The sequence below is a fragment of the Agromyces molybdatiresistens genome (genome assembly GCF_052748445.2).
The window spans coordinates 2,771,035-2,788,806 of record NZ_CM188258.1; the positions used below are offsets into that span (position 1 = coordinate 2,771,035).

The window sequence follows — 17,772 nt, forward strand, 5'->3', positions numbered from 1 at the left end:
CATCAGGTTGGTGGACCCAGGGGGATTCGAACCCCCGACCTTCTCATTGCGAACGAGACGCGCTACCAACTGCGCCATGGGCCCGAGCCGTCAACGACTCTACCATCCTCCGGGAGGTGGTCCGGACCAGCCGGATCAGACGGCCGTCCGTCGCCGACGCAGCACCTGATCGAGGTCGCTCATGCCCGGTTCAGCGCCCTCGACGATGCCCATGCGGGCGTACGGGTTCGCCGGGTCGGACGCCGAGGCGGTCTGACGCCGCGCCACCGCGTCGCCGACCGCCTCCGTCGGTGCCTCGTCGACGGATGCCACTGGAGGGCGGAGCACGGGCACGCGCGGCTCCATCCGCTCGGCGCGCTCGGCGAGTTCGGCATCGTTCGTCGCGCGCTTCAGCTGTTCGGCTTCGGCGATCGACGCCATGACGCTCGCCGCGATCGTGCCGCGGGAGAGGTGCAACGGCTTCGGCAGCGGCTGCGGGGTCCAGCCGGGTGCCTCGGCCGCGGCCGGCTCCTCCACGTCGATCGGCTCGAACGGCTCGGCGACCGGTTGCGGTGCGCGCACGGCGACGACCGGGGCCGGGCGTCGACGCGCGAGCGCCACGAGACCGGTGATCGCGACGACGATCCCGCCGGCGCCGCCGAGGGCCACGAGTCCGGTCCCGCCGAAGGCGAGCACGACGAGGCCGACGACGACCGCGATCAGGGACGCCAGCAGCAGCAGCGAGCACATCGCGCGACGCCGGCGGAGCGACCGGCGGGCCGCGGCGTTCGAGCCCGCGGACATCGGCGCGGGCGTGCGGGGCGCGGAGGCGCCGTCCGCGTCGGTCGCGGACTGCGCCGCACGCTGCTCCGCCGCCGCACGCTCGGCGGCAGCACGCCGCGCGGCCTCCTGGCGCTCCGCCTGCTTCGCGAGCTCGGCCTGCGCCTCGAGTTCGCGCTCGGCGGCCGCGGCGGCCTCCTCGGCGGCGATCCGCTCGGCGATCGCGAGGTTCTCGGCCGCCTGTGCCTCGAGGCGCACCGCGAGCTCGTGTTCGTGGAGGATCCGCTCCTGGGCGGCGACCTCGCGGGCGGTCACCCCCGTGCGCACCTCCTCGGGCGCCTCGGCGGTCTCGGCGAGGATCCGGAGGGTCTGCTGCAGGCGCACGGCGTTGCGCTCGGTCGCGAGGTACTGGCGTCGGCGGAGCCAGCTCGGGAGCAGATAGGCGATCCAGAGCGTCGCGGCCACCGCCACGAGTACGCCGCCGCCGATCGGATCCATGGGACCACGCTAGGTCACGGCGCCGTGCCGGTCCCACTCGCCGTGGGGCGTGTCAGCGATCACCCACCCGAAGGGGGGTCCGGGCGGCCTCGCGGTCCGCCTCCGGGATGGCCGCGGCGTGCGTCGGCGCCCGCCCCTCGCGCCAGCGTCGGAGCACCCCGCCCGGAACCTCCTCCGCGACGAGCGCGAACGCGAAGTGGTCGCGCCAGTCGCCGTCGATGTGGATGAACCGTCGCCGGAGCCCCTCGTAGCGGAAGCCGAGCTTCTCGACGACACGGAGCGACGGCCCGTTCTCCGGTCGGATGCAGATCTCCATGCGGTGCAGGCGCAGGGTGCGGAAGCAGTGGTCGGTCGCGAGCGCGACGGCGGTCGGCGTGATGCCGCGCCCCGCGACGTCCTTCGCCACCCAGTAGCCGATCGACGCCGACGCGAGCGAACCGTGCGTGATCGAGGAGACGTTCAACTGCCCGATGAGCTCGCCCTCCCACTCGAGCACGAACGGAAGCGCGGTGCCCGCGCGAGCATGCGCGTTGAGATTGCGGATGCTCGCCCGCGCATCGATCACCGTGCCCCCGCCGGGGTACGTCGCCTCCCATCGACGCAGCCAGGCCCGGTTGTCCAGGAGCACCCGTTCGAGTTGGCGCGCGTCGCGCACGCGGATCGGCCGGAGCGTCAGCGACCCGTCGACGAGGGTCGGAACGGATGCCGCGGGCACGTCAGTCCCGTTCGAGCCCGGCGGCGAACTCGACCAGCCAGGCGCGCAGGTCCGCGCCGAGGTCCTCGCGGTCCGACGCGAGCTGGACGACCGCCTTGATGTAGTCGAGCTTGTCGCCCGTGTCGTAACGGCGGCCGCGGAAGACGACGCCGTAGACGCCACCCGTGCCCTCGACGTCGCCGGCCATCTCCATGAGCGCGTCCGTGAGCTGGATCTCGCCGCCCTTCCCGGGCTCGGTGCGGTGCAGCACCTCGAACACCTCGGGCTTGATGACGTACCGGCCGATGACGGCGTAGTTCGAGGGCGCGACCTCCTTGGCGGGCTTCTCGACGAGGCCGGTGATCCTGACGACGTCGGGGTCGTCGGTCTCCTCGACCTGGGCGGCACCGTAGAGATGGATGCTGTCGGGGTCGACCTCGAGGAGGGCGACGATCGTCGCGTCGCGCGCGACCTGCTCGTCGAGCATGCGGGTGAGCAGCACGTCGCGCTCGTCGATGATGTCGTCGCCGAGCAGGACCGCGAACGGCTCGTCGCCGACGTGCATCTCGGCGCGCAGCACCGCGTGGCCGAGTCCCTTCGGGTCGCCCTGGCGGACGTAGTGCATCTGGGCGAGCTCGGTCGATTCGTTGACCTGCTGCAGCTTGGCGGTGTCGCCCTTCTGCTCGAGCGTGTACTCGAGCTCGGCGACGCGGTCGAAGTGGTTCTCGAGCGCGTTCTTGTTCCGGCCGGTGATCATCAGCACGTCGGTGAGGCCGGCGGCGACCGCCTCCTCGACGACGTACTGGATCGCGGGCTTGTCGACGACCGGCAGCATCTCCTTCGGCATCGCCTTCGTCGCGGGCAGGAAGCGCGTTCCCAGGCCGGCCGCGGGGATGACGGCCTTCGTGATCCGTTCAGTCATGCGCTTCAGCGTAGCCGTACGGCGTCGGCCTCGGCCCGACCGGTCGTCCTAGGATGGCTGCCATGCCCGACGATCCGACCGTGGTCAAGCGGATCCTCCGCGCCGAGCTCCGCGAGCGCCGGCGGAACATGCCCGCGCACGAACGCGAGCAGTCGACGGAGGGCTTCACGTCGCGGCTGCAGGAGCTCGTCGGCTCCACCGGGGCGACCTCCCTCTCGTGCTATCTCTCGATGCCGACCGAGCCCGACACGCGTCCCTTCGTGAACTGGGCGGAGGCGAACGGCATCCGGGTCCTCTTCCCGATCACGCGCGAGGACGGCCTGCTCGACTGGACGGTCGGTGAGGAGGAGGCGGAGGTGACCGGGTTGCACGGCATGCCCGAGGCGGTCGGCGAACTCCTCGGCCCGATGGCGATCAACGACGTCGACCTCATCCTCGTACCGGCCGCGGCGGTGGATGCCACGGGCATGCGCCTCGGGTGGGGACGCGGGTATTTCGACAAGACCCTCGGTTCGATGGGAAAATGTCCTCCGGTGTACGCCATCGTCTTCGACGGCGAGTTCGTCGAGGAGGTCCCGCGGGAGGTGCACGACCAGCCGGTGAACGGCGTCGTGACGCCCACGCGGATCGTCGCGTTCTGAACCCCGCGACGTACGCCACCCCATACGCCACCGACGGACTCCGGAGCCGGACCATGCCCACCTATTCCTACCGCTGCACCGAGTGCGGCGAGGCCTTCGACATCCAGCAGGCCTTCACCGACGAGTCGCTGACCGAGTGCCCCGCGTGCAGCGGACGCCTCCGCAAGCTCTACGGCATCGTGGGCGTGACCTTCAACGGGTCGGGCTTCTACCGCACCGATTCGCGGGCGGCCGCGAAGGGCGGCGCAACCGGATCGGAGTCGGGCGGGTCGTCGGGCGACTCGTCCTCGTCGTCGGGATCCTCCGCGTCGTCCGGATCGTCGTCCGGATCGGCGTCGGCCTCGGGCTCGACGACGAGCGCGTCCCCGACCGCCGCATAGGCCGCCGCACCGCCCGCTCTCACCGCACCGCACCGCACCGCACCGCAAGAGAAGAGGAACCCCACGTGCTCAAGGGATTCAAGGAGTTCATCCTCAGGGGGAACGTCATCGACCTCGCGGTCGCCGTCGTCATCGGCGCCGCGTTCACGGCCGTCGTCAACTCGATCGTGAACAACCTGTTCAACCCGCTGATCGGCGCGCTCTTCCGTGCCGACAGCCTCGACGAGGCGTTCATCTGGCAGATCCCCACGATGGACGGCAGCGTCGCGGAGGTGAAGTTCGGCGCGGTGCTCGGCGCCGTCCTCACCTTCGTCATCGTCGCCGCCGTCGTGTACTTCGTCTTCGTGATGCCCATGAACATCCTGAAGGAGCGCGCCGACGCACGCCGTCAGGCGGGCGAGCCGAAGGCGGAGGATCCCGAGACCGAGCTCACGGTGCTCGCCGAGATCCGCGACCTGCTCGCCGCCGACCGTCAGGGGCGGTCGAGCGCCGACCGAGCCGAGTAGCGCGATCGAGCGAACGGAGCGTCCGTCGACCGAGGTCGCGGGCGCTTCGCCGTCTCACCAGTGCGGCGGGCGCTCCCGCGTGATCCGTTCGTCCTCGGGGCGCGCCGGCGGCGCGGCGCCGTCCTCCGTCGACCCGTGCGCGCCGGGCACGGCCGTCTCGGGCGACGGATCCGTCCCCGGGGCCGGAGTCAGGCGCGCGCGGCGCGCGCCGCGCGCGCGTTCGACGCGTTGACGCGGGCGCGCGGCATCCGGCTGCCCGTCATCCGGCTGCCCGGCATCGCCCCGCGCAGGGCCGGAGTCGCGATCGGACCGAGCCGTCACGCGCTCGCGGCCTCCTCCTCGGCGGGCGGCGTGCCCCGTCCGAGCACGGAGGCCACGCGCTCGGCGACGGCCTCGGGATCGCCGAACAGCTCGAAGCTGTGAACCCGCAGGTAGTGCCATCCGAGGCGACGCAGCACGTCGGGCCGAAGGCGCAGGGATTCGCGCAGGCTCTGGCCGACGAGTGCCTGGTCGGTCTCGACCACGACGGCCCTGCCCGCGTGGGCGGCGGCGAGCGAGAGCGTGTCGCGATGACCGACGCTGACCCGGATGCCGCGGCGCTCCAGTCGCGTCGCGAGGTCGACGAGCATGGGGTCCCCGCGCCCGCGGTCGCGCAGCCCGTCCTTCTGCTCCTCGGTGTGCGAGAGCACGCTCGCGAGCGCGACGACCCCGTGGCGCTGGCGGTCGGCGTCGATGTCCTCGGGTCGGAACGCGGTCACGATGTCCATCGAACGCCGCGCGCGCGTCATCGCCACCGCGAGCAGCCGCTCGCCGCCGGGCTCGCCGAGCGCGCCGAAGTTGGACAGCAGGCGGCCGTGCGGGGTCCTGCCGTAGCCGATCGAGAACACGACGCGATCGCGGCTCTGCGCGACGGCCTGCTCGAGCGTGAGGACCGTGAACGGCTCGGCGCGGTCGCGCAGGATGAAGTCGGACAGGTCGCTGCGCTTGGCGAACGCGGCGAGCACGGCCTGGTGCACCCGTGCGGCGTGCCGCGCGCTCGCGGTGATGACCATGAGCGACTCGCGCGGGCGCTTGACGGCGTGCTCCATGACGAGCTCGACGACCTTCGCGACCTCGGCGTCGAGGCTCTCGACCGTGCCCGTCACGGGGTCGGGCAGGCCGTTGCCGCGCACGTAGTGCAGCCCGAGGCTGCCGTGACCGAGGAAGCTGCCGGCCCACGGCATCGAAACGATCCGACCTCCGTAGAAGCGCCGGTTCACGAGCTCCGCCAGGTCCTCGCCGCCGGCGCGGTAGCTGCGGGTGAGGGTCAGGGTCGGCAGCAGGTCGGCGAGGCGCGAGAGCGCGGAGTCCGCGTGCAGCGCGTCGACGCCGTGCTCCGACGCGGGCCGCTCATCGGCGTCGGCGTCCGCCGCGACCGCGATCTCGAACCGGGTCGGCGTCTGCGTGACCGGATCGCCGAAGGCGACGACCTGGTTCGCGCGACGGATGGCGCCGAGGTTCTCGGCGATCGTCGTGGCGCCGGCGTCGACGAGCAGGACGGTGTCGAACCGGATCGCGTCATCGATCTCGGGAACCTCGTACGGCGACGCGAGCCAGACGGGTGCGAGCAGCCGGAACAGGTGCGGTGCCTCGCGGTGCACCCGGTCGGGGCGCACGCGATCCCCGCGCAGCATGCGCCGGAGGCGCTCGGCCTCCTCGGGCTGGTCGACGAGGGCGACGCGCCAGGCCTCGGCGAGGCGCCAGGCGAGCAGGGGGCCGGCCGCGGAGGCGTGCGCGTCGTCGACGAGGCGGAAGTCGGACTCGAGCCGGTCGAGGACGCTCGTGTTCGCGCCGAGCAGCGCGGGATCGCCCGCGAGCATGGTCTCGAAGACCGACTGCCACCACGCGAGCTCCAGCTCGGAGGCGACCTGCTGCTCGGGCACATGGCGCTTCGCGAGGTCGACGAGCAGCGGATCGAGGCCGAGGCCGCGCAGCTTCTGCAGCAGCGCCGTCCGCTCCTGGAGGTTGAGGAGCACCTCGGACTCGGCGGCGAGGCCGACGAGCGTCGCCTCCAGGTCGCGCAGCGGCCGCGCGGCGAGCCGCTTCGGCGTGCCGATGAGGCCGAGCGGCCGATCGAGCTCGTGGAGGTCGGCGGCGACCGTGTGGTACGCGACGTGGACGTCGTCGAGTCCGACGGGCACGCTGGGGACGGCACCGGCCTCCGAGTACCGGTGCCACAGCGTGCGCTGCTGCTGGATGCCGCGGAGCGCGCCGTTCAGGTCGCCGACGTGCACCCCCGGCCGCACGTACTCGAGCGCGAGTCGCTTCAACCGGCGCCGGTTCGCACCCGACATCCCGGTCTCGCGGCGCGGCGCGGTCGCGGCGATGAGCTCGCCGAGCGGCCGGTCGTAGACCGACGGCAGGAACTTGTCGAGCGTGTCGCGCACGTCGTGGAGCAGGCGGAGGAAGACGCCGAGCTCGGCGACCGACTCGAACTGGCGCAGTCGCGTCTGCCCGATGAGCGCGCGGGCTCGATCGAGCAGCCGCGGCACGTCGCTCGCGCTCAGCCGCTTGGCGAGCTCGTGGGCGGCGGCCGCCTCCTCGGAGGTGGCGAAGTCGGCGCCGTACCAGGGCGAGTCGCCCGGCCCGTAGCGGAACTCGCCGAGCGTCGCGGCGCGGACGAGGTCGCCGGCCACGGCGTCGCGACCCTCGGCGAGGGCCACGAGCGACCCGCGGTCGAGCCGCGCGGTGGTGTCGGGCGGCTCGGCCATCGACGCGAGCCCCGCGAGCGCGGTCAGCGCATCGAGGACCGAGACGCCCAGTTCGCCGTCCCGTCGCGTGAGCGCGTGCCGGTAGTCGAGCAGGACGCGGCGGAGGCGCACGAGCGCGTCGTCGATGTCGGCGATGCGCGGCTGCTCGGCCTTCTCGTTGCGCGTGATGGACTGGATGAGGTCGCGACGGAGGCGCTCGGTGCTCACGGCGAGCCCACCGAGACCGACCTGGCCGAGCCGGTGCGCGATGCCGTCGAGGCTCGCACGCCGCGCGCCGACGACCAGGACCCGCTTCTCGTTCGCGATGAGCGCGCCGATCGCGTTCACGATGGTCTGGGTGCCGCCCGTGCCCGGCAGCGTCTTGACCACGATCGAGTCGCCCTGCTCGATGCGGGCGATCACCTGCTCCTGCTCCGGGTCGGCGTCGAGCAGGAGCCGGTCGGTGGACGGCGGCCGCTCGTCCTGCGGAACGATCCGCGGCGCGTCCGCAGTGCGCGACACTGCCGCGCGGGCATTCGGGTTGCCGGCGATCGCGTCGATGACGGGGTGCTCGAGCCGCGAGGCATCCGCCCCCATGGCCGGACCGACCTCGGCGAACGAGGACACCACGAGGCGCGGCGCCACGTGGAAGTACGGCAGGTGCGACGTCAGGCCGCGCAGTCGATCGATCACGGGCTGCGGCTTGAACACGCCGTTCGTGATGGCGAGCGCCACGAATGCGTCGGCGTCGAGCGTGATCTGGAAGCGTTCGTGCAGTTCGCGCGCGAGCGCCGGGTTGAGGAACGGCTGGCCCTTGAGCTTCAGCTCGAAGTCGCGACCGTATCGACGGATGGCGAGGGGCCGGAGGAGCACGGGCGAGAGGAAGTCCTCCCCCGCGGACTGCCACGACGCGAGGCCGATCGCGAGGTGCACCGACTCGATGCCCCGGACGGAGCGGAGCTCGACGCCCTTCTGCGTGATCTCGGCTGCGGCGAGCCGGGCGTTGCGGAGCGCGAGCTCGTCGCGGATCAGGCTCGAGAGGAGCGTGGACTTGCCGGTGATGAACTGCGGCAGTCCGCCGGGATGCGTCGTGGAGAGCTCGATGCGCGTGCGCGGGGCATCGTCGAAGTGGATGAGCGGCGAACGCCCGCCGAGATCGCGGAGCTCGGCGTGCCAGCGACGCCAGCTCGGCTCGGCGATGTTGCCGGCGACGACGGTGGGGTCGCCGAGCGTCACCGCGTGGGGGGTCGCGGGGTCGCGCGCCGGGTCCGTCGACCCGGCTCGCACGGCGGCAGGGGTCTCGGTCCCGTCGTCGAGGAAGTCGTCCCCGTCGTTCCGATCGAGCCGTTGCACATCGACACCATACGGCGGACGGGCCGGATCCCCCGGAGCATCGCCGCGCTGCGCCGGATTTCGATACCCACCGGGTATTGATACCATGGGGGTATGGTTGTCGTCGACAGCCCACGCACGATCACGAGCCGGAGCCGCACATGAAGTCGATCACCCCCGCCGAGGTGCACGCCGAGTCGGATGCCTGGATCCTCGATGTCCGGGAGGACGCCGAGCTCGCTCAGGCCCGCATCCAGGACGCCCAGCACATCCCGCTCGGCACCCTCGTCGAACGCCTCGACGAGGTTCCGCGCGACCGCACCGTCTACGTGATGTGCCACGCCGGCGGCCGCAGCGCGCAGGCGACCGAATACCTGTCGACGCAGGGCGTCGACGCCGTGAACATCTCCGGCGGCATCACCGAGTGGTACCGCGCCGGACTCCCCATCACCCTCGGAGGTGCCGAATGACCACCGTCGTCAACGAGTCCACGACCGACGCCCAGCGCCGGATCGCGAACCGCCTGAAGCGCGCCCGCGGCCAGCTCAACGCCGTGATCGACGCCGTCGAATCGGGCGCGGACTGCCGCACGGTCGTCAACCAGCTCGCGGCCGTGTCGAGCGCACTCGACCGCGCGGGCTTCGCCGTCATCTCGACGGCCATGCGCGACTGCGCCGCCGACCCCGACGGCAAGGTCGACGGCTCGGGCGAGCGTCTCGACTTCGACGAGCTCGAGAAGCTGTTCCTCTCCCTGTCCTGACGGACGAGCACCCGCGGATACCATGACGGCCGCCGCCCGATGCGAGATCGGGTCGGCGGCCGTCGTGTGCTCACGGAGCGCCTGGTCGGGCACCCCGGCGTCAGACGAGGGAGGACAGCTCCAGTCCGTGCGCCTTCGCGACGCCCTCGTTGGTCAGCTTGCCGGCCGTCGCGTTGAGCCCCTTGGCCAGGGCCGGGTCCGCGGCGAGCGCGGCCTCCCAGCCGAGGTCGGCGATCTTCAGCGCGTACGGCAGCGTGGCGTTGGTGAGGGCCGGCGTCGAGGTCGCGGGCACCGCTCCGGGCATGTTCGCGACGCAGTAGAAGATCGCGTCGTGCACCCGGAACGTCGGCTCGGCGTGCGTGGTCGCGCACGATCCCTCGAAGCAACCGCCCTGGTCGATGGCGATGTCGACGAGCACGGCGCCGCGCTTCATCGTCGCCACCATCTCGTCGGTCACGACCTTGGGCGCCGCCGCCCCGGGTACGAGGACCGCGCCGATGACGAGGTCGGCGTCGCGGACCTGGCGGGCCGTCTCGTACGGCGACGAGGCGAGGGTCTTGATGCGGTGTTCGTAGCGCGCGTCGATCTCGCGGAGCTTCGGCAGCGAGATGTCCATCACGGTCACGTCGGCGCCCATGCCGAGGGCGGTCGCCGCGGCCTGCTCGCCTGCGACGCCGCCGCCGATGACGAGGACCTTCGCGGGGGCCGTGCCGGGCACGCCGGCGAGGAGGACGCCGCGGCCGCCCTTGGAGGCGTGCAGCGACGCCGCGCCGACCTGCGGCGCGAGCCGGCCCGCCACCTCGCTCATCGGGGTGAGGAGCGGCAGCGACCGGTCGGCCAGCTGCACCGTCTCGTAGGCGATGGCCGTGACCCCGGAGTCGAGGATGGCGCGGGTGAGCGGCAGGTCGGCCGCGAGGTGGAGATAGGTGAACAGCGTGAGGTCCTCGCGAAGGAATCCGTACTCCTGCTCGATCGGCTCCTTCACCTTCAGCACGAGCTCGGCCGCCCACGCCTCGTCGGCGGTCGCGACGATGTTCGCGCCGACCGCGCGGTACTCGTCGTCGTGGTAGCCCGCGCCCTCGCCGGCACCCGCCTGGATGTCGACGCGGTGACCGCGCTGGACGAGCGCGTGCGTTCCGGCGGGCGTCATCGCGACGCGGAATTCGTTGTTCTTGATCTCTGCAGGCACGCCGACGTGCATGGGTACGCTCCGAATGCTGTGTGGATGTGTGCTTCCATGGTCGCCGCATATTCGCCTGTTGGGAAGCGGTTCCGCATGATGTTCGGTAGACTCACGGCATCCGTCTCGAATGTTCGTACAGGAGCGCCCGCATGACCGATCTGCCGCAGTTCCGCGAACCCGCCCGAGTCGTGCTCGACGACATCGACCGGCAGATCATCGCCCTCCTGCACGAGAACGCCCGCATTCCCAACGTCGACCTCGCCCGCGAAGTCGGCGTCTCGCCGTCGACGTGCCTCGCTCGCGTCCGTTCGCTCCGCGAGCGCGGCGTCATCACGCGCTACACCGCTGAGATCAACCCCGCCGCACTCGGCTTCACCCTCCAGGCGCTGGTCTCGGTGCGCATCAGGCCGGGCGCGCGCCACCTCATGGAGCAGATCTCCGACGAGCTCCGCCGCGAGCCCGAGGTCGCGCAGCTCTTCTTCCTCGGCGGCAGCGAGGACTTCCTCATCCACGTGCGCGTGCGCGACAGCGAGCACGTGCGACAGTTCGTCCTGAAGAACCTGTCTGCGAATCCCGCGGTCGCCCTGACCGAGACGAACCTCGTCTTCGAGCATCACACGGCCGACTCGGCGGGGCTCCGCGCCGTGCTCTGAGGGCGCGCGGGCGACGGATGCCGCGGGGCGGCGTCGCGGTCGGTGTCGGCGCCCGACCTCGGCAGGCGGCTCGTCCGGCGGCCGCGTCAGCGCGAAACCGGAAGGATCTCGCCCAGGTCGAGCCCATCGGGCGCATCGAGCTGCTCGTACGTGCAGCTCTCGGGCGCACGATCGGTGCGCCACCGACGGAACTGCGCCGTGTGCCGGAAGCGGTCGCCCTCCATGTGGTCGTAGGCGACCTCGACGACGAGTTCGGGTCGCAGCGGGACGAACGAGAGGTCCTTCCCGGCGCTCCATCGGCTGACCGCGCCGGGCATCCGGCCGCTGCGGTGCGCCTCCTGGTCGGCCCACTCCCCCCACGGGTGCCGCGACGGGTCCTCCTCGACGAAGGGTGCGAGCGTGTCGACGAGCTCGCGGCGCCTGGTCATCGGGAACGATGCGGCGACGCCGACGTGGTGCAGGCGGCCGTCGTCGCCGTACAGGCCGAGCAGCAGCGAACCGACGATGCCGCCGGTCTTGTGCCAGCGGTACCCGGCGACCACGCAGTCCGCCGTGCGCTCGTGCTTCACCTTGAACATCGAGCGCTTGTCGGGCAGGTACGCCCCGTCGAGCGGCTTCGCCACGACCCCGTCGAGTCCCGCACCCTCGAATCGCGCGAACCAGTCCTCCGCCTCGGCCAGGTCGCCCGTGGCCGGTGTCACGAAGACCGGGTCGGATGTCGCGGCGAGCGCCTCCTCCAGGAGCGCGCGCCGCTCGGCGAACGGCCGGGCGGTGAGATCGTCGTCGCCGAGCGCCAGGAGATCGAAGCCGACGAACGACGCCGGCGTCTGCTCGGCGAGCATCGCCACGCGACTCGCTGCCGGATGGATGCGCTGCTGCAACGCGTCGAAGTCGAGTCGCCCGTCACGGACGAGCACGATCTCGCCGTCGACCACGCACCGGTCCGGCAGATTCCGCTTCAACGCCTCGACCAGCTCCGGGAAGTACCGCGTCATCGGGCGCTCGTTGCGGCTGCCGAGCTCGACCTCGTCGCCGTCTCGGAACACGATGGTGCGGAAGCCGTCCCACTTCGGCTCGACGTGGCCGACGTCGGGGATCGCCTTCACGGACTTCGCGAGCATCGGCTTGACGGGCGGCATCACCGGCAGGTCCATCCGCCCATCATGCTCCCCGCCGCCGACACCCGCATCCGTCGACCGCGCGAGCCCGGCCATCCGCTCGGAGTAGCACCGAGGTTCGGGAGGGTCAAGGGACTGCCCGCAGACGGACCCGCCGCGTACCATCGGAATCCGGAGTCGCGCTCGGGGGCGCGCGAAACCACGGAGAGGTGAGCGTGACGATGACCGAACCGGAGGGACACGGGCGGAACGCCGACGAATCGGAGGACGACCGCGTCGCCGACGCTGCGATCGAGGAGGTCGAGCGCCGGGCGCGTGCGCAGGAGGACGCCGACGCCGAGGAGCGCGTCGCCGTCCAGGACGACGACGGGCGGATCACGCAGGAGCGAGCGCAATGAGTTCCCTCCTCGATCGACCCGAGCATGAGACCGCGGTGCTCCCGTCCATCGGCGTATGGTGGCCCATGCTCGAGGCGCCGCTGCAGCGTGAGATCCTCGAGCAGCCGACCGCGCCGCTGCGTGCGGTCGTCGTGCGGCGCATCTTCGAACTCTGCGAACTCGAGGACCGTCCGGTGCCCCGCTCCGGCGTCCGGCTCGGTCCGAACGAGCGCGCGTACCTGGCGGGCTGGACGCACGCGACCGACTGGGTCTGACGGGTCGCGCGGATGACACCACGTCCGAGGCGTACGCGCAAGCCGTTGAGTCCACCCCGCCGCGACCGGTAGACCAGAAAGCATGGATCGGATCCACTACGCCGGCGGTGAGCTGCTCACCGGGAGCGCGATCGCGGACGCGGTCATCGAGTACGCGGCCGCGCTCGCGTCGCAGCGGACCGCGGCGTCGATCGACATCCCGATCCGCGCGGCCGACGGCACCACCGCACACGCCCAACTGCTCATCGGCCCGGCGAGCCAACTGCTCAGTGAGCCGGTCGAGACCGACCAGGACGAGCTCCAGGACGAGGACCTGGTGACCAGGCTGCGGGCGGCGACGACGGCGCTCTCGACGGCGCGGCCATTGGTCGGCCGATCCGACAACGGCGGTCTCGACGACAGCGGCGACACGGACGACCTGGAGTGGCCTCCGATCCGGTGACCGAGGATCCCGCGGCGACCGATCCGCCGCGAGCGCTTCAGCCGTCGAGTTCGGTGGAAGACGACCGCCCCGTCCCGGACTCGTCCGACAGGGGCGCCTCGCGGTCCTCCCCGGGCTCCGGGTCATCCGACGGGATCGGCACGATGCTCACCGGGATGCCCGGGCCGACCAGCAGCTCCGCCGGCTGCGGGCGGCCCTCGCCGAAGTTCACCGTGATCCAGTCCGCGATGCCGTTGCGGTGCGCCTGCTCGATCGCCGCCTTGATCGCCTCGACGTCGGCCTCGCCGACCGAGTACTGGGCGCCGCCGTACATGATGTTGACGCGCTTCACTCGTGCCCTCCGTTCGGATCCGCGGAGTTCCTCACCTCGGGTTCCGGCACGAGCACGAGCCCTCCCGGAGAGTTCGCCGTGGCCATGAGCGCATCGACCCAGGCGCGGTTGATCGAGGGCTGACGGCCGCCCGCGTACTTGAACACCAGCGGGATGCGCGGATGCATCCACAGCGTGCTGCGCCCGTCGCCGATCGCGGGATCGTCGCGCCAGCTGAAGTAGAACGACTCACCGCGGCGGAGCTTGGCGCCGATGACGAGCTGCAGGTGCGCGAGCACTCGGTCATCGAAGTCCACGCCCAGCGTGGAATCGTACGTCAGCTTCCCCACGTCCACCTCCGACACCGTGACGGAGCAGATCTCCGAACCGCACATGCGTGTGCATCAGCGTAGTCTCGCCGACCGCCGCGGAACAGGGGTTGCCACGGAGCGATCGGACCGGGTGCGATCCGGTTCCGCACGCGCCGGCCTCAGCCGTGCCGGTACGACCGGTAGTACTCGAGCAGCGCCCGGGTCGAGGCGTCCTGTGCCGCCAGCGCCGCCTCGTCGCCCTCGATCGCCGGGGCGATCTGCATGGCGAGCTGCTTCCCGAGCTCGACGCCCCACTGGTCGAAGGAGTTGATGCCCCAGACGACGCCCTGCGTGAACGTGATGTGCTCGTACAGCGCGATGAGCTGGCCCAGCACCGCAGGGGTGAGCGCTGGGGCGAAGATCGAGGTCGTCGGCCGGTTGCCCCCGAAGGTGCGTGCGGCGACGAGGGCCCCCGTCGTCCCCTCGGCCTCGACCTCCTCCGCCGTCTTGCCGAACGCGAGCGCCTTCGTCTGTGCGAGGAAGTTCGCGAGGAACAGTCCGTGCACGTCGCGACCGTCGTCGGCGAGCGGGTAGGCCGGGTTGACGAACGCGATGAAGTCGGCCGGGATCAGGCGCGTGCCCTGGTGGATCAGCTGGTAGAACGCGTGCTGGCCGTTCGTGCCGGGTTCGCCCCAGAACACCTCCCCCGTCGAGGTCGTCACGGGAGAGCCGTCCCAGCGGACCGACTTGCCGTTCGACTCCATCGTCAGCTGCTGCAGGTAGGCGGGGAAGCGGTGCAGCTGCTGGGCGTAGGGCAGGACGGCATGCGACTGGGAGCCGAGGAAGTTCGTGTACCAGACGTTGAGCAACCCCATGAGGACCGGCACGTTCCGCTCGAGCGGTGTCGTGCGGACGTGCTCGTCGACCGCGTGGAAGCCCGCGAGGAGCTCGCGGAACGCCTCGGGCCCGAGCTCGATCGCGAGCGACAGACCGATCGCGGAGTCGACGGAGTACCGGCCGCCGACCCAGTCCCAGAACCCGAACGCGTTCTGCGGGTCGATGCCGAACTCGGCGACCCTGTCGAGCGCGGTCGAGACCGCGACGAAGTGATGGGCGACCGCGTCGGTGCGGGATGCCTCGTCGGCGGCGATCGCGCCCGAGGCCTCGAGCCCGGCCCACAGCCAGTCGCGCGCGAGTCGCGCGTTCGTGAGCGTCTCGAGCGTCGTGAAGGTCTTCGATGCGACGATGAAGAGGGTCGTCTCCGGGTCGAGGCCGGCCGTCTTCTGAGCGAGGTCGGTCGGATCGATGTTGGACACGAACCGAGCGTCGATGCCGGCGTCGGCGTAGGGCTTCAGCGCTTCGGACACCATGACCGGCCCCAGGTCGGACCCGCCGATGCCGATGTTGACGACGTGCTCCACTCGTCTGCCCGTCACGCCGACCCAGTCTCCGGAGCGCACGCGCTCGGCGAACGCCGTCACGCGATCGAGCACCTCGTGGACGTCGTGGTCGACGTCCTGCCCGTCGACCACGAGCGCCGGCACGGCACCCTTCGGACGGCGCAGGGCGGTGTGCAGCACCGCGCGGTCCTCGGTGGTGTTGATGTGCTCGCCCGCGAGCATCGCGGCGTACCGCTCGGCGACGCCGGTCTCCTCCGCCAGCCGCACGAGCGCGGCGACGATCTCGTCGGTCACGAGGTTCTTCGACAGGTCGACGTGCAGGTCGGCGAGCGGCAGGCTCAGGCGCTGGACGCGACCGGGGTCGGCGTCGAACCAGGCGCGGAGGTCGGGCTCGAACGAGGCGCCATGGGCCTCGAGTTCGGACCAGGCGGACGTGGCGGTGGGATCGATCGGCGTGCTCACCCGCCCACGCTATCGCCCTCGGTCGGGTGCGTGAACCCGTGCGACGCCCGGCTACCGCCGAGGTCGGATGCGCCATCCGCGATGGTGCCCCTGGAGGGACTCGAACCCCCAACCCTCTCCTTAGGACGGAGCTGCTCTTCCATTGAGCTACAGAGGCTGACCGGTCGAGTCTAGCGGGCGCACCGGTGCCGCCCGATCCCGCGGGACCGCACCGACGGACCGGAGAGATCGCAGCTCAGTTGTAGCCGAGCACCACGATCGCGGACGTCGACGGCGCGAGCTCGTCGACGAACCCGTTCTCGTCGAACCGGCTGTCGTCTGAGGGCTGCGTCATCGCGGTCACCTTGCTTCGCTGGTGGGGAAGGGGAAGCCTCAGGCTATCGGCGGGAGTCGGTCGCGGTCATTGTCCGGAACGTCCAACTTCGCGGGGCGGTTTCGCCATGTTGTCACGCTAGGCGATCGGAACGCGCGGTCGACGGCACCCGAACGGTCAGGCCGGCGGGTAGAGGTAGAGCGCCTCGCCGACCGGGATGGTGCGCACGTGGTACGAGTGGTCGGAGTTCCAGTTGTACTCCTCGATCGTGACCGTGCCGTCGCCGTTGACCGACTGCACGTACGCGACATGGTTGTACGGGAACCACGCGACCGAGCCGACGACGGGTTCGCTGCTCGACGGCCACCCCTTCGCGGCCCACTCGTCGGCCCACATCCAGGCGCTGCCGGATGCGAGGTTGCTCCAGTCCCACTTCCACGGCGCGCCCGTCGCGCCGGCGTCGCGGTTCAGGCGCCACGCGACGAAGTCGACGCACTCGCGGTAGTAGTACCGCAGCGGCGACAGGCCGCCGCCGTAGTCGTCGGGCGTCTCGTACCACCACGGGTAGTCGTCGCCCTCGGCCTGCTGCGCCACGATCGCGTACTCGCCGGTCCCCCGCGATGCGAGCTCGGCCTCCCACGCCGCGCGCTCGGCCGCAGCGGCCTCGGCGGCCGCCGCATCGATCTCCTCCTTGGTCGTGACGGAGAAGGTGTCGCTCGACACCGGAGCTCCCGCGGCCTGGTCGGAGACCTCGAGCGCCTGCGCCTCGGCGACGGACAGGCTGAACTTCGTCGGGGACCCGCCGGGCAGATGCCCGCCGGGGAGGAACGCGTAGGCGGGCAGGGCGACGGTTCCGACGAGCGCGGGAACCAGGAACACCGTCGCCGCGACCCGCATGGGTCCGTTCCGACGCGCCACCGGGCCGCTCGCACGGCCGGCCGGGCTGGTGGATGCCGCCGCCGGGCGACGACGCGCCGACGCCGCTCGGACCGCGCCGCGGGGCTGGGCGGCGCCCGCAGGAGCCGCGGTGGAGGCCCCGCCGGCGGCACCGCCTGCGTCGGTCGCACGCGCGAGCGCGGGGGTCGCGGACGAGCGTGTCGCCGGAACGCCGACCGCCGTGGCGGTGGGGATCCCCGCGGGATCGGCCGGGGTCGCGGCGGGCACGGCGACCGCCTCGGGGAACGGCGCACGGCGCGCGACCGGCGCAGCCTGGGCCGGTCGACCGGGAGCGGCCGGGCGACCGGGCGCGCCGGCCCCGCCAGCGGGGCCCTCACGACGCGGCGCGGGCTGCGGGGAGTCGGGACGCTGCGCCGGTGGCGCCGACGCGGCGCGGCGGACCTGCTCGCGACGCCACGGTTCGACGGGCGGGCGCGTCTCGCTCCGGCGGGCTGGTGGTTCGACATCGCGCCGCGCCTCCTCGCGCGGGAATCGGTGCGGCGTCGGCGCCGGCATCCGTTCCGCGGGCGCCCGGTCGGGCAGGGGCCGGGCGATCGGCTCCGCCCGGGGCCGGTACGACTCGGGACGCGCGGGCCGAGCCGGCTCCGGTGCGAGCGAGGGCGCGGGCGGCGGCATGGATCCGGTCTCGCGCAGCGCCGATCGATCCCGCAGTCCCGCGCGCTCCGGCGCCGCCGCACCGTCCGCCGGGCGCTCGCGGTCCGCGCGGCGCCCCCTGACGGGCGGGGCCGGCGCGGCATCCGGCCGCGGCGT

19 protein-coding genes and 2 tRNA genes are annotated in these 17,772 nt (G+C 72.1%); 9 read left to right on the forward strand and 12 right to left on the reverse strand.

Annotation, left to right across the window (positions count from 1 at the left end; translation table 11 throughout):
• Nucleotides 1-8: 8 nt before the first annotated feature.
• The 4 genes from ACULK2_RS12735 to galU all read right to left on the reverse strand — a co-directional run bounded on the left by ACULK2_RS12735 (nt 9) and on the right by galU (nt 2,873).
• Nucleotides 9-84, reverse strand: a tRNA-Ala gene (locus tag ACULK2_RS12735).
• Between the two features lie 51 nt (nt 85-135).
• Nucleotides 136-1,257: a SepX/GlpR family protein gene (locus ACULK2_RS12740; protein ID WP_445968244.1), complete on the reverse strand. Its 1,122-nt coding sequence runs from the start codon at nt 1,255-1,257 to the stop codon at nt 136-138.
• A gap of 52 nt (nt 1,258-1,309) precedes the next feature.
• On the reverse strand, nt 1,310-1,972 hold the full coding sequence (locus ACULK2_RS12745; RefSeq protein WP_445968245.1) for a GNAT family N-acetyltransferase: 663 nt from the start codon (nt 1,970-1,972) through the stop codon (nt 1,310-1,312).
• 1 nt (nt 1,973) lies between these two features.
• Nucleotides 1,974-2,873 (reverse strand): UTP--glucose-1-phosphate uridylyltransferase GalU, encoded by a 900-nt coding sequence (gene galU, locus ACULK2_RS12750; protein ID WP_445968246.1) that lies wholly within the window; start codon nt 2,871-2,873, stop codon nt 1,974-1,976.
• 62 nt (nt 2,874-2,935) lie between these two features.
• Here galU and ACULK2_RS12755 point away from each other — a divergent pair, with 62 nt between their 5' ends.
• The 3 genes from ACULK2_RS12755 (at nt 2,936) to mscL (ending at nt 4,400) form a co-directional block, all read left to right on the forward strand.
• The gene (locus ACULK2_RS12755; RefSeq protein ID WP_445968247.1) at nt 2,936-3,514 is read left to right on the forward strand and encodes a 5-formyltetrahydrofolate cyclo-ligase; all 579 of its coding nucleotides are present in this window, start codon (nt 2,936-2,938) and stop codon (nt 3,512-3,514) included.
• A gap of 53 nt (nt 3,515-3,567) precedes the next feature.
• Nucleotides 3,568-3,894, forward strand: coding sequence for an FmdB family zinc ribbon protein (locus ACULK2_RS12760; RefSeq protein ID WP_445968248.1), 327 nt, complete (start codon nt 3,568-3,570; stop codon nt 3,892-3,894).
• Between the two features lie 65 nt (nt 3,895-3,959).
• The gene (gene mscL, locus ACULK2_RS12765) at nt 3,960-4,400 is read left to right on the forward strand and encodes a large conductance mechanosensitive channel protein MscL (protein WP_445968249.1); all 441 of its coding nucleotides are present in this window, start codon (nt 3,960-3,962) and stop codon (nt 4,398-4,400) included.
• 317 nt (nt 4,401-4,717) lie between these two features.
• Here mscL and ACULK2_RS12770 read toward each other — a convergent pair whose 3' ends face one another.
• On the reverse strand, nt 4,718-8,482 hold the full coding sequence (locus ACULK2_RS12770) for an AAA family ATPase (protein WP_445968250.1): 3,765 nt from the start codon (nt 8,480-8,482) through the stop codon (nt 4,718-4,720).
• Nucleotides 8,483-8,622: 140 nt separating this feature from the next.
• On the opposite strand from ACULK2_RS12770, the gene ACULK2_RS12775 reads away from it, so the two are divergent.
• Entirely contained in the window at nt 8,623-8,931 is a 309-nt protein-coding gene (locus tag ACULK2_RS12775) for a rhodanese-like domain-containing protein (RefSeq protein WP_445968251.1), read from the forward strand.
• Nucleotides 8,928-9,221 carry a metal-sensitive transcriptional regulator gene (locus tag ACULK2_RS12780; RefSeq protein ID WP_445968252.1) on the forward strand — a complete coding sequence of 98 codons (294 nt, stop codon included), beginning with the start codon at nt 8,928-8,930 and terminating at the stop codon, nt 9,219-9,221. Before ACULK2_RS12775 ends, ACULK2_RS12780 begins: the two co-directional genes overlap by 4 nt.
• A gap of 100 nt (nt 9,222-9,321) precedes the next feature.
• Here the strand turns inward: ACULK2_RS12780 and ald are convergent, their stop codons facing one another.
• Complete coding sequence (gene ald / locus ACULK2_RS12785) at nt 9,322-10,422, reverse strand: alanine dehydrogenase (protein ID WP_445968253.1); 1,101 nt, start codon at nt 10,420-10,422, stop codon at nt 9,322-9,324.
• Nucleotides 10,423-10,553: 131 nt separating this feature from the next.
• Here ald and ACULK2_RS12790 point away from each other — a divergent pair, with 131 nt between their 5' ends.
• Nucleotides 10,554-11,057 carry an Lrp/AsnC family transcriptional regulator gene (locus ACULK2_RS12790; protein ID WP_445968254.1) on the forward strand — a complete coding sequence of 168 codons (504 nt, stop codon included), beginning with the start codon at nt 10,554-10,556 and terminating at the stop codon, nt 11,055-11,057.
• Between the two features lie 86 nt (nt 11,058-11,143).
• On the opposite strand, the gene ACULK2_RS12795 is transcribed toward ACULK2_RS12790, so the two are convergent.
• Nucleotides 11,144-12,211, reverse strand: coding sequence for an ATP-dependent DNA ligase (locus ACULK2_RS12795; RefSeq protein ID WP_445968255.1), 1,068 nt, complete (start codon nt 12,209-12,211; stop codon nt 11,144-11,146).
• A gap of 179 nt (nt 12,212-12,390) precedes the next feature.
• Between ACULK2_RS12795 and ACULK2_RS12800 the strand changes: the two genes are divergently transcribed.
• The 3 genes from ACULK2_RS12800 to ACULK2_RS12810 all read left to right on the forward strand — a co-directional run bounded on the left by ACULK2_RS12800 (nt 12,391) and on the right by ACULK2_RS12810 (nt 13,269).
• Entirely contained in the window at nt 12,391-12,573 is a 183-nt protein-coding gene (locus ACULK2_RS12800; RefSeq protein ID WP_445968256.1) for a hypothetical protein, read from the forward strand.
• A complete protein-coding gene (locus tag ACULK2_RS12805) occupies nt 12,570-12,827 on the forward strand; it encodes a hypothetical protein (protein WP_445968257.1) in 258 nt (85 codons plus the stop codon). The genes ACULK2_RS12800 and ACULK2_RS12805 overlap by 4 nt, the downstream gene beginning before the upstream one ends.
• Before the next feature lie 82 nt (nt 12,828-12,909).
• Complete coding sequence (locus tag ACULK2_RS12810; RefSeq protein WP_445968258.1) at nt 12,910-13,269, forward strand: hypothetical protein; 360 nt, start codon at nt 12,910-12,912, stop codon at nt 13,267-13,269.
• A 37-nt stretch (nt 13,270-13,306) separates the two neighbouring features.
• Here ACULK2_RS12810 and ACULK2_RS12815 read toward each other — a convergent pair whose 3' ends face one another.
• The 5 genes from ACULK2_RS12815 to ACULK2_RS12835 all read right to left on the reverse strand — a co-directional run bounded on the left by ACULK2_RS12815 (nt 13,307) and on the right by ACULK2_RS12835 (nt 17,229).
• Nucleotides 13,307-13,600 (reverse strand): hypothetical protein, encoded by a 294-nt coding sequence (locus ACULK2_RS12815; protein WP_445968259.1) that lies wholly within the window; start codon nt 13,598-13,600, stop codon nt 13,307-13,309.
• The gene (locus ACULK2_RS12820; protein WP_445968260.1) at nt 13,597-13,929 is read right to left on the reverse strand and encodes a DUF7882 family protein; all 333 of its coding nucleotides are present in this window, start codon (nt 13,927-13,929) and stop codon (nt 13,597-13,599) included. Before ACULK2_RS12820 ends, ACULK2_RS12815 begins: the two co-directional genes overlap by 4 nt.
• 140 nt (nt 13,930-14,069) lie before the next feature.
• The gene (gene pgi, locus ACULK2_RS12825; RefSeq protein ID WP_445968261.1) at nt 14,070-15,752 is read right to left on the reverse strand and encodes a glucose-6-phosphate isomerase; all 1,683 of its coding nucleotides are present in this window, start codon (nt 15,750-15,752) and stop codon (nt 14,070-14,072) included.
• An 82-nt stretch (nt 15,753-15,834) separates the two neighbouring features.
• Nucleotides 15,835-15,909 (reverse strand) — tRNA-Arg (locus ACULK2_RS12830).
• Nucleotides 15,910-16,242: 333 nt separating this feature from the next.
• Nucleotides 16,243-17,229 carry a CHAP domain-containing protein gene (locus tag ACULK2_RS12835; RefSeq protein WP_445968262.1) on the reverse strand — a complete coding sequence of 329 codons (987 nt, stop codon included), beginning with the start codon at nt 17,227-17,229 and terminating at the stop codon, nt 16,243-16,245.
• Between the last annotated feature and the right edge of the window lie 543 nt (nt 17,230-17,772).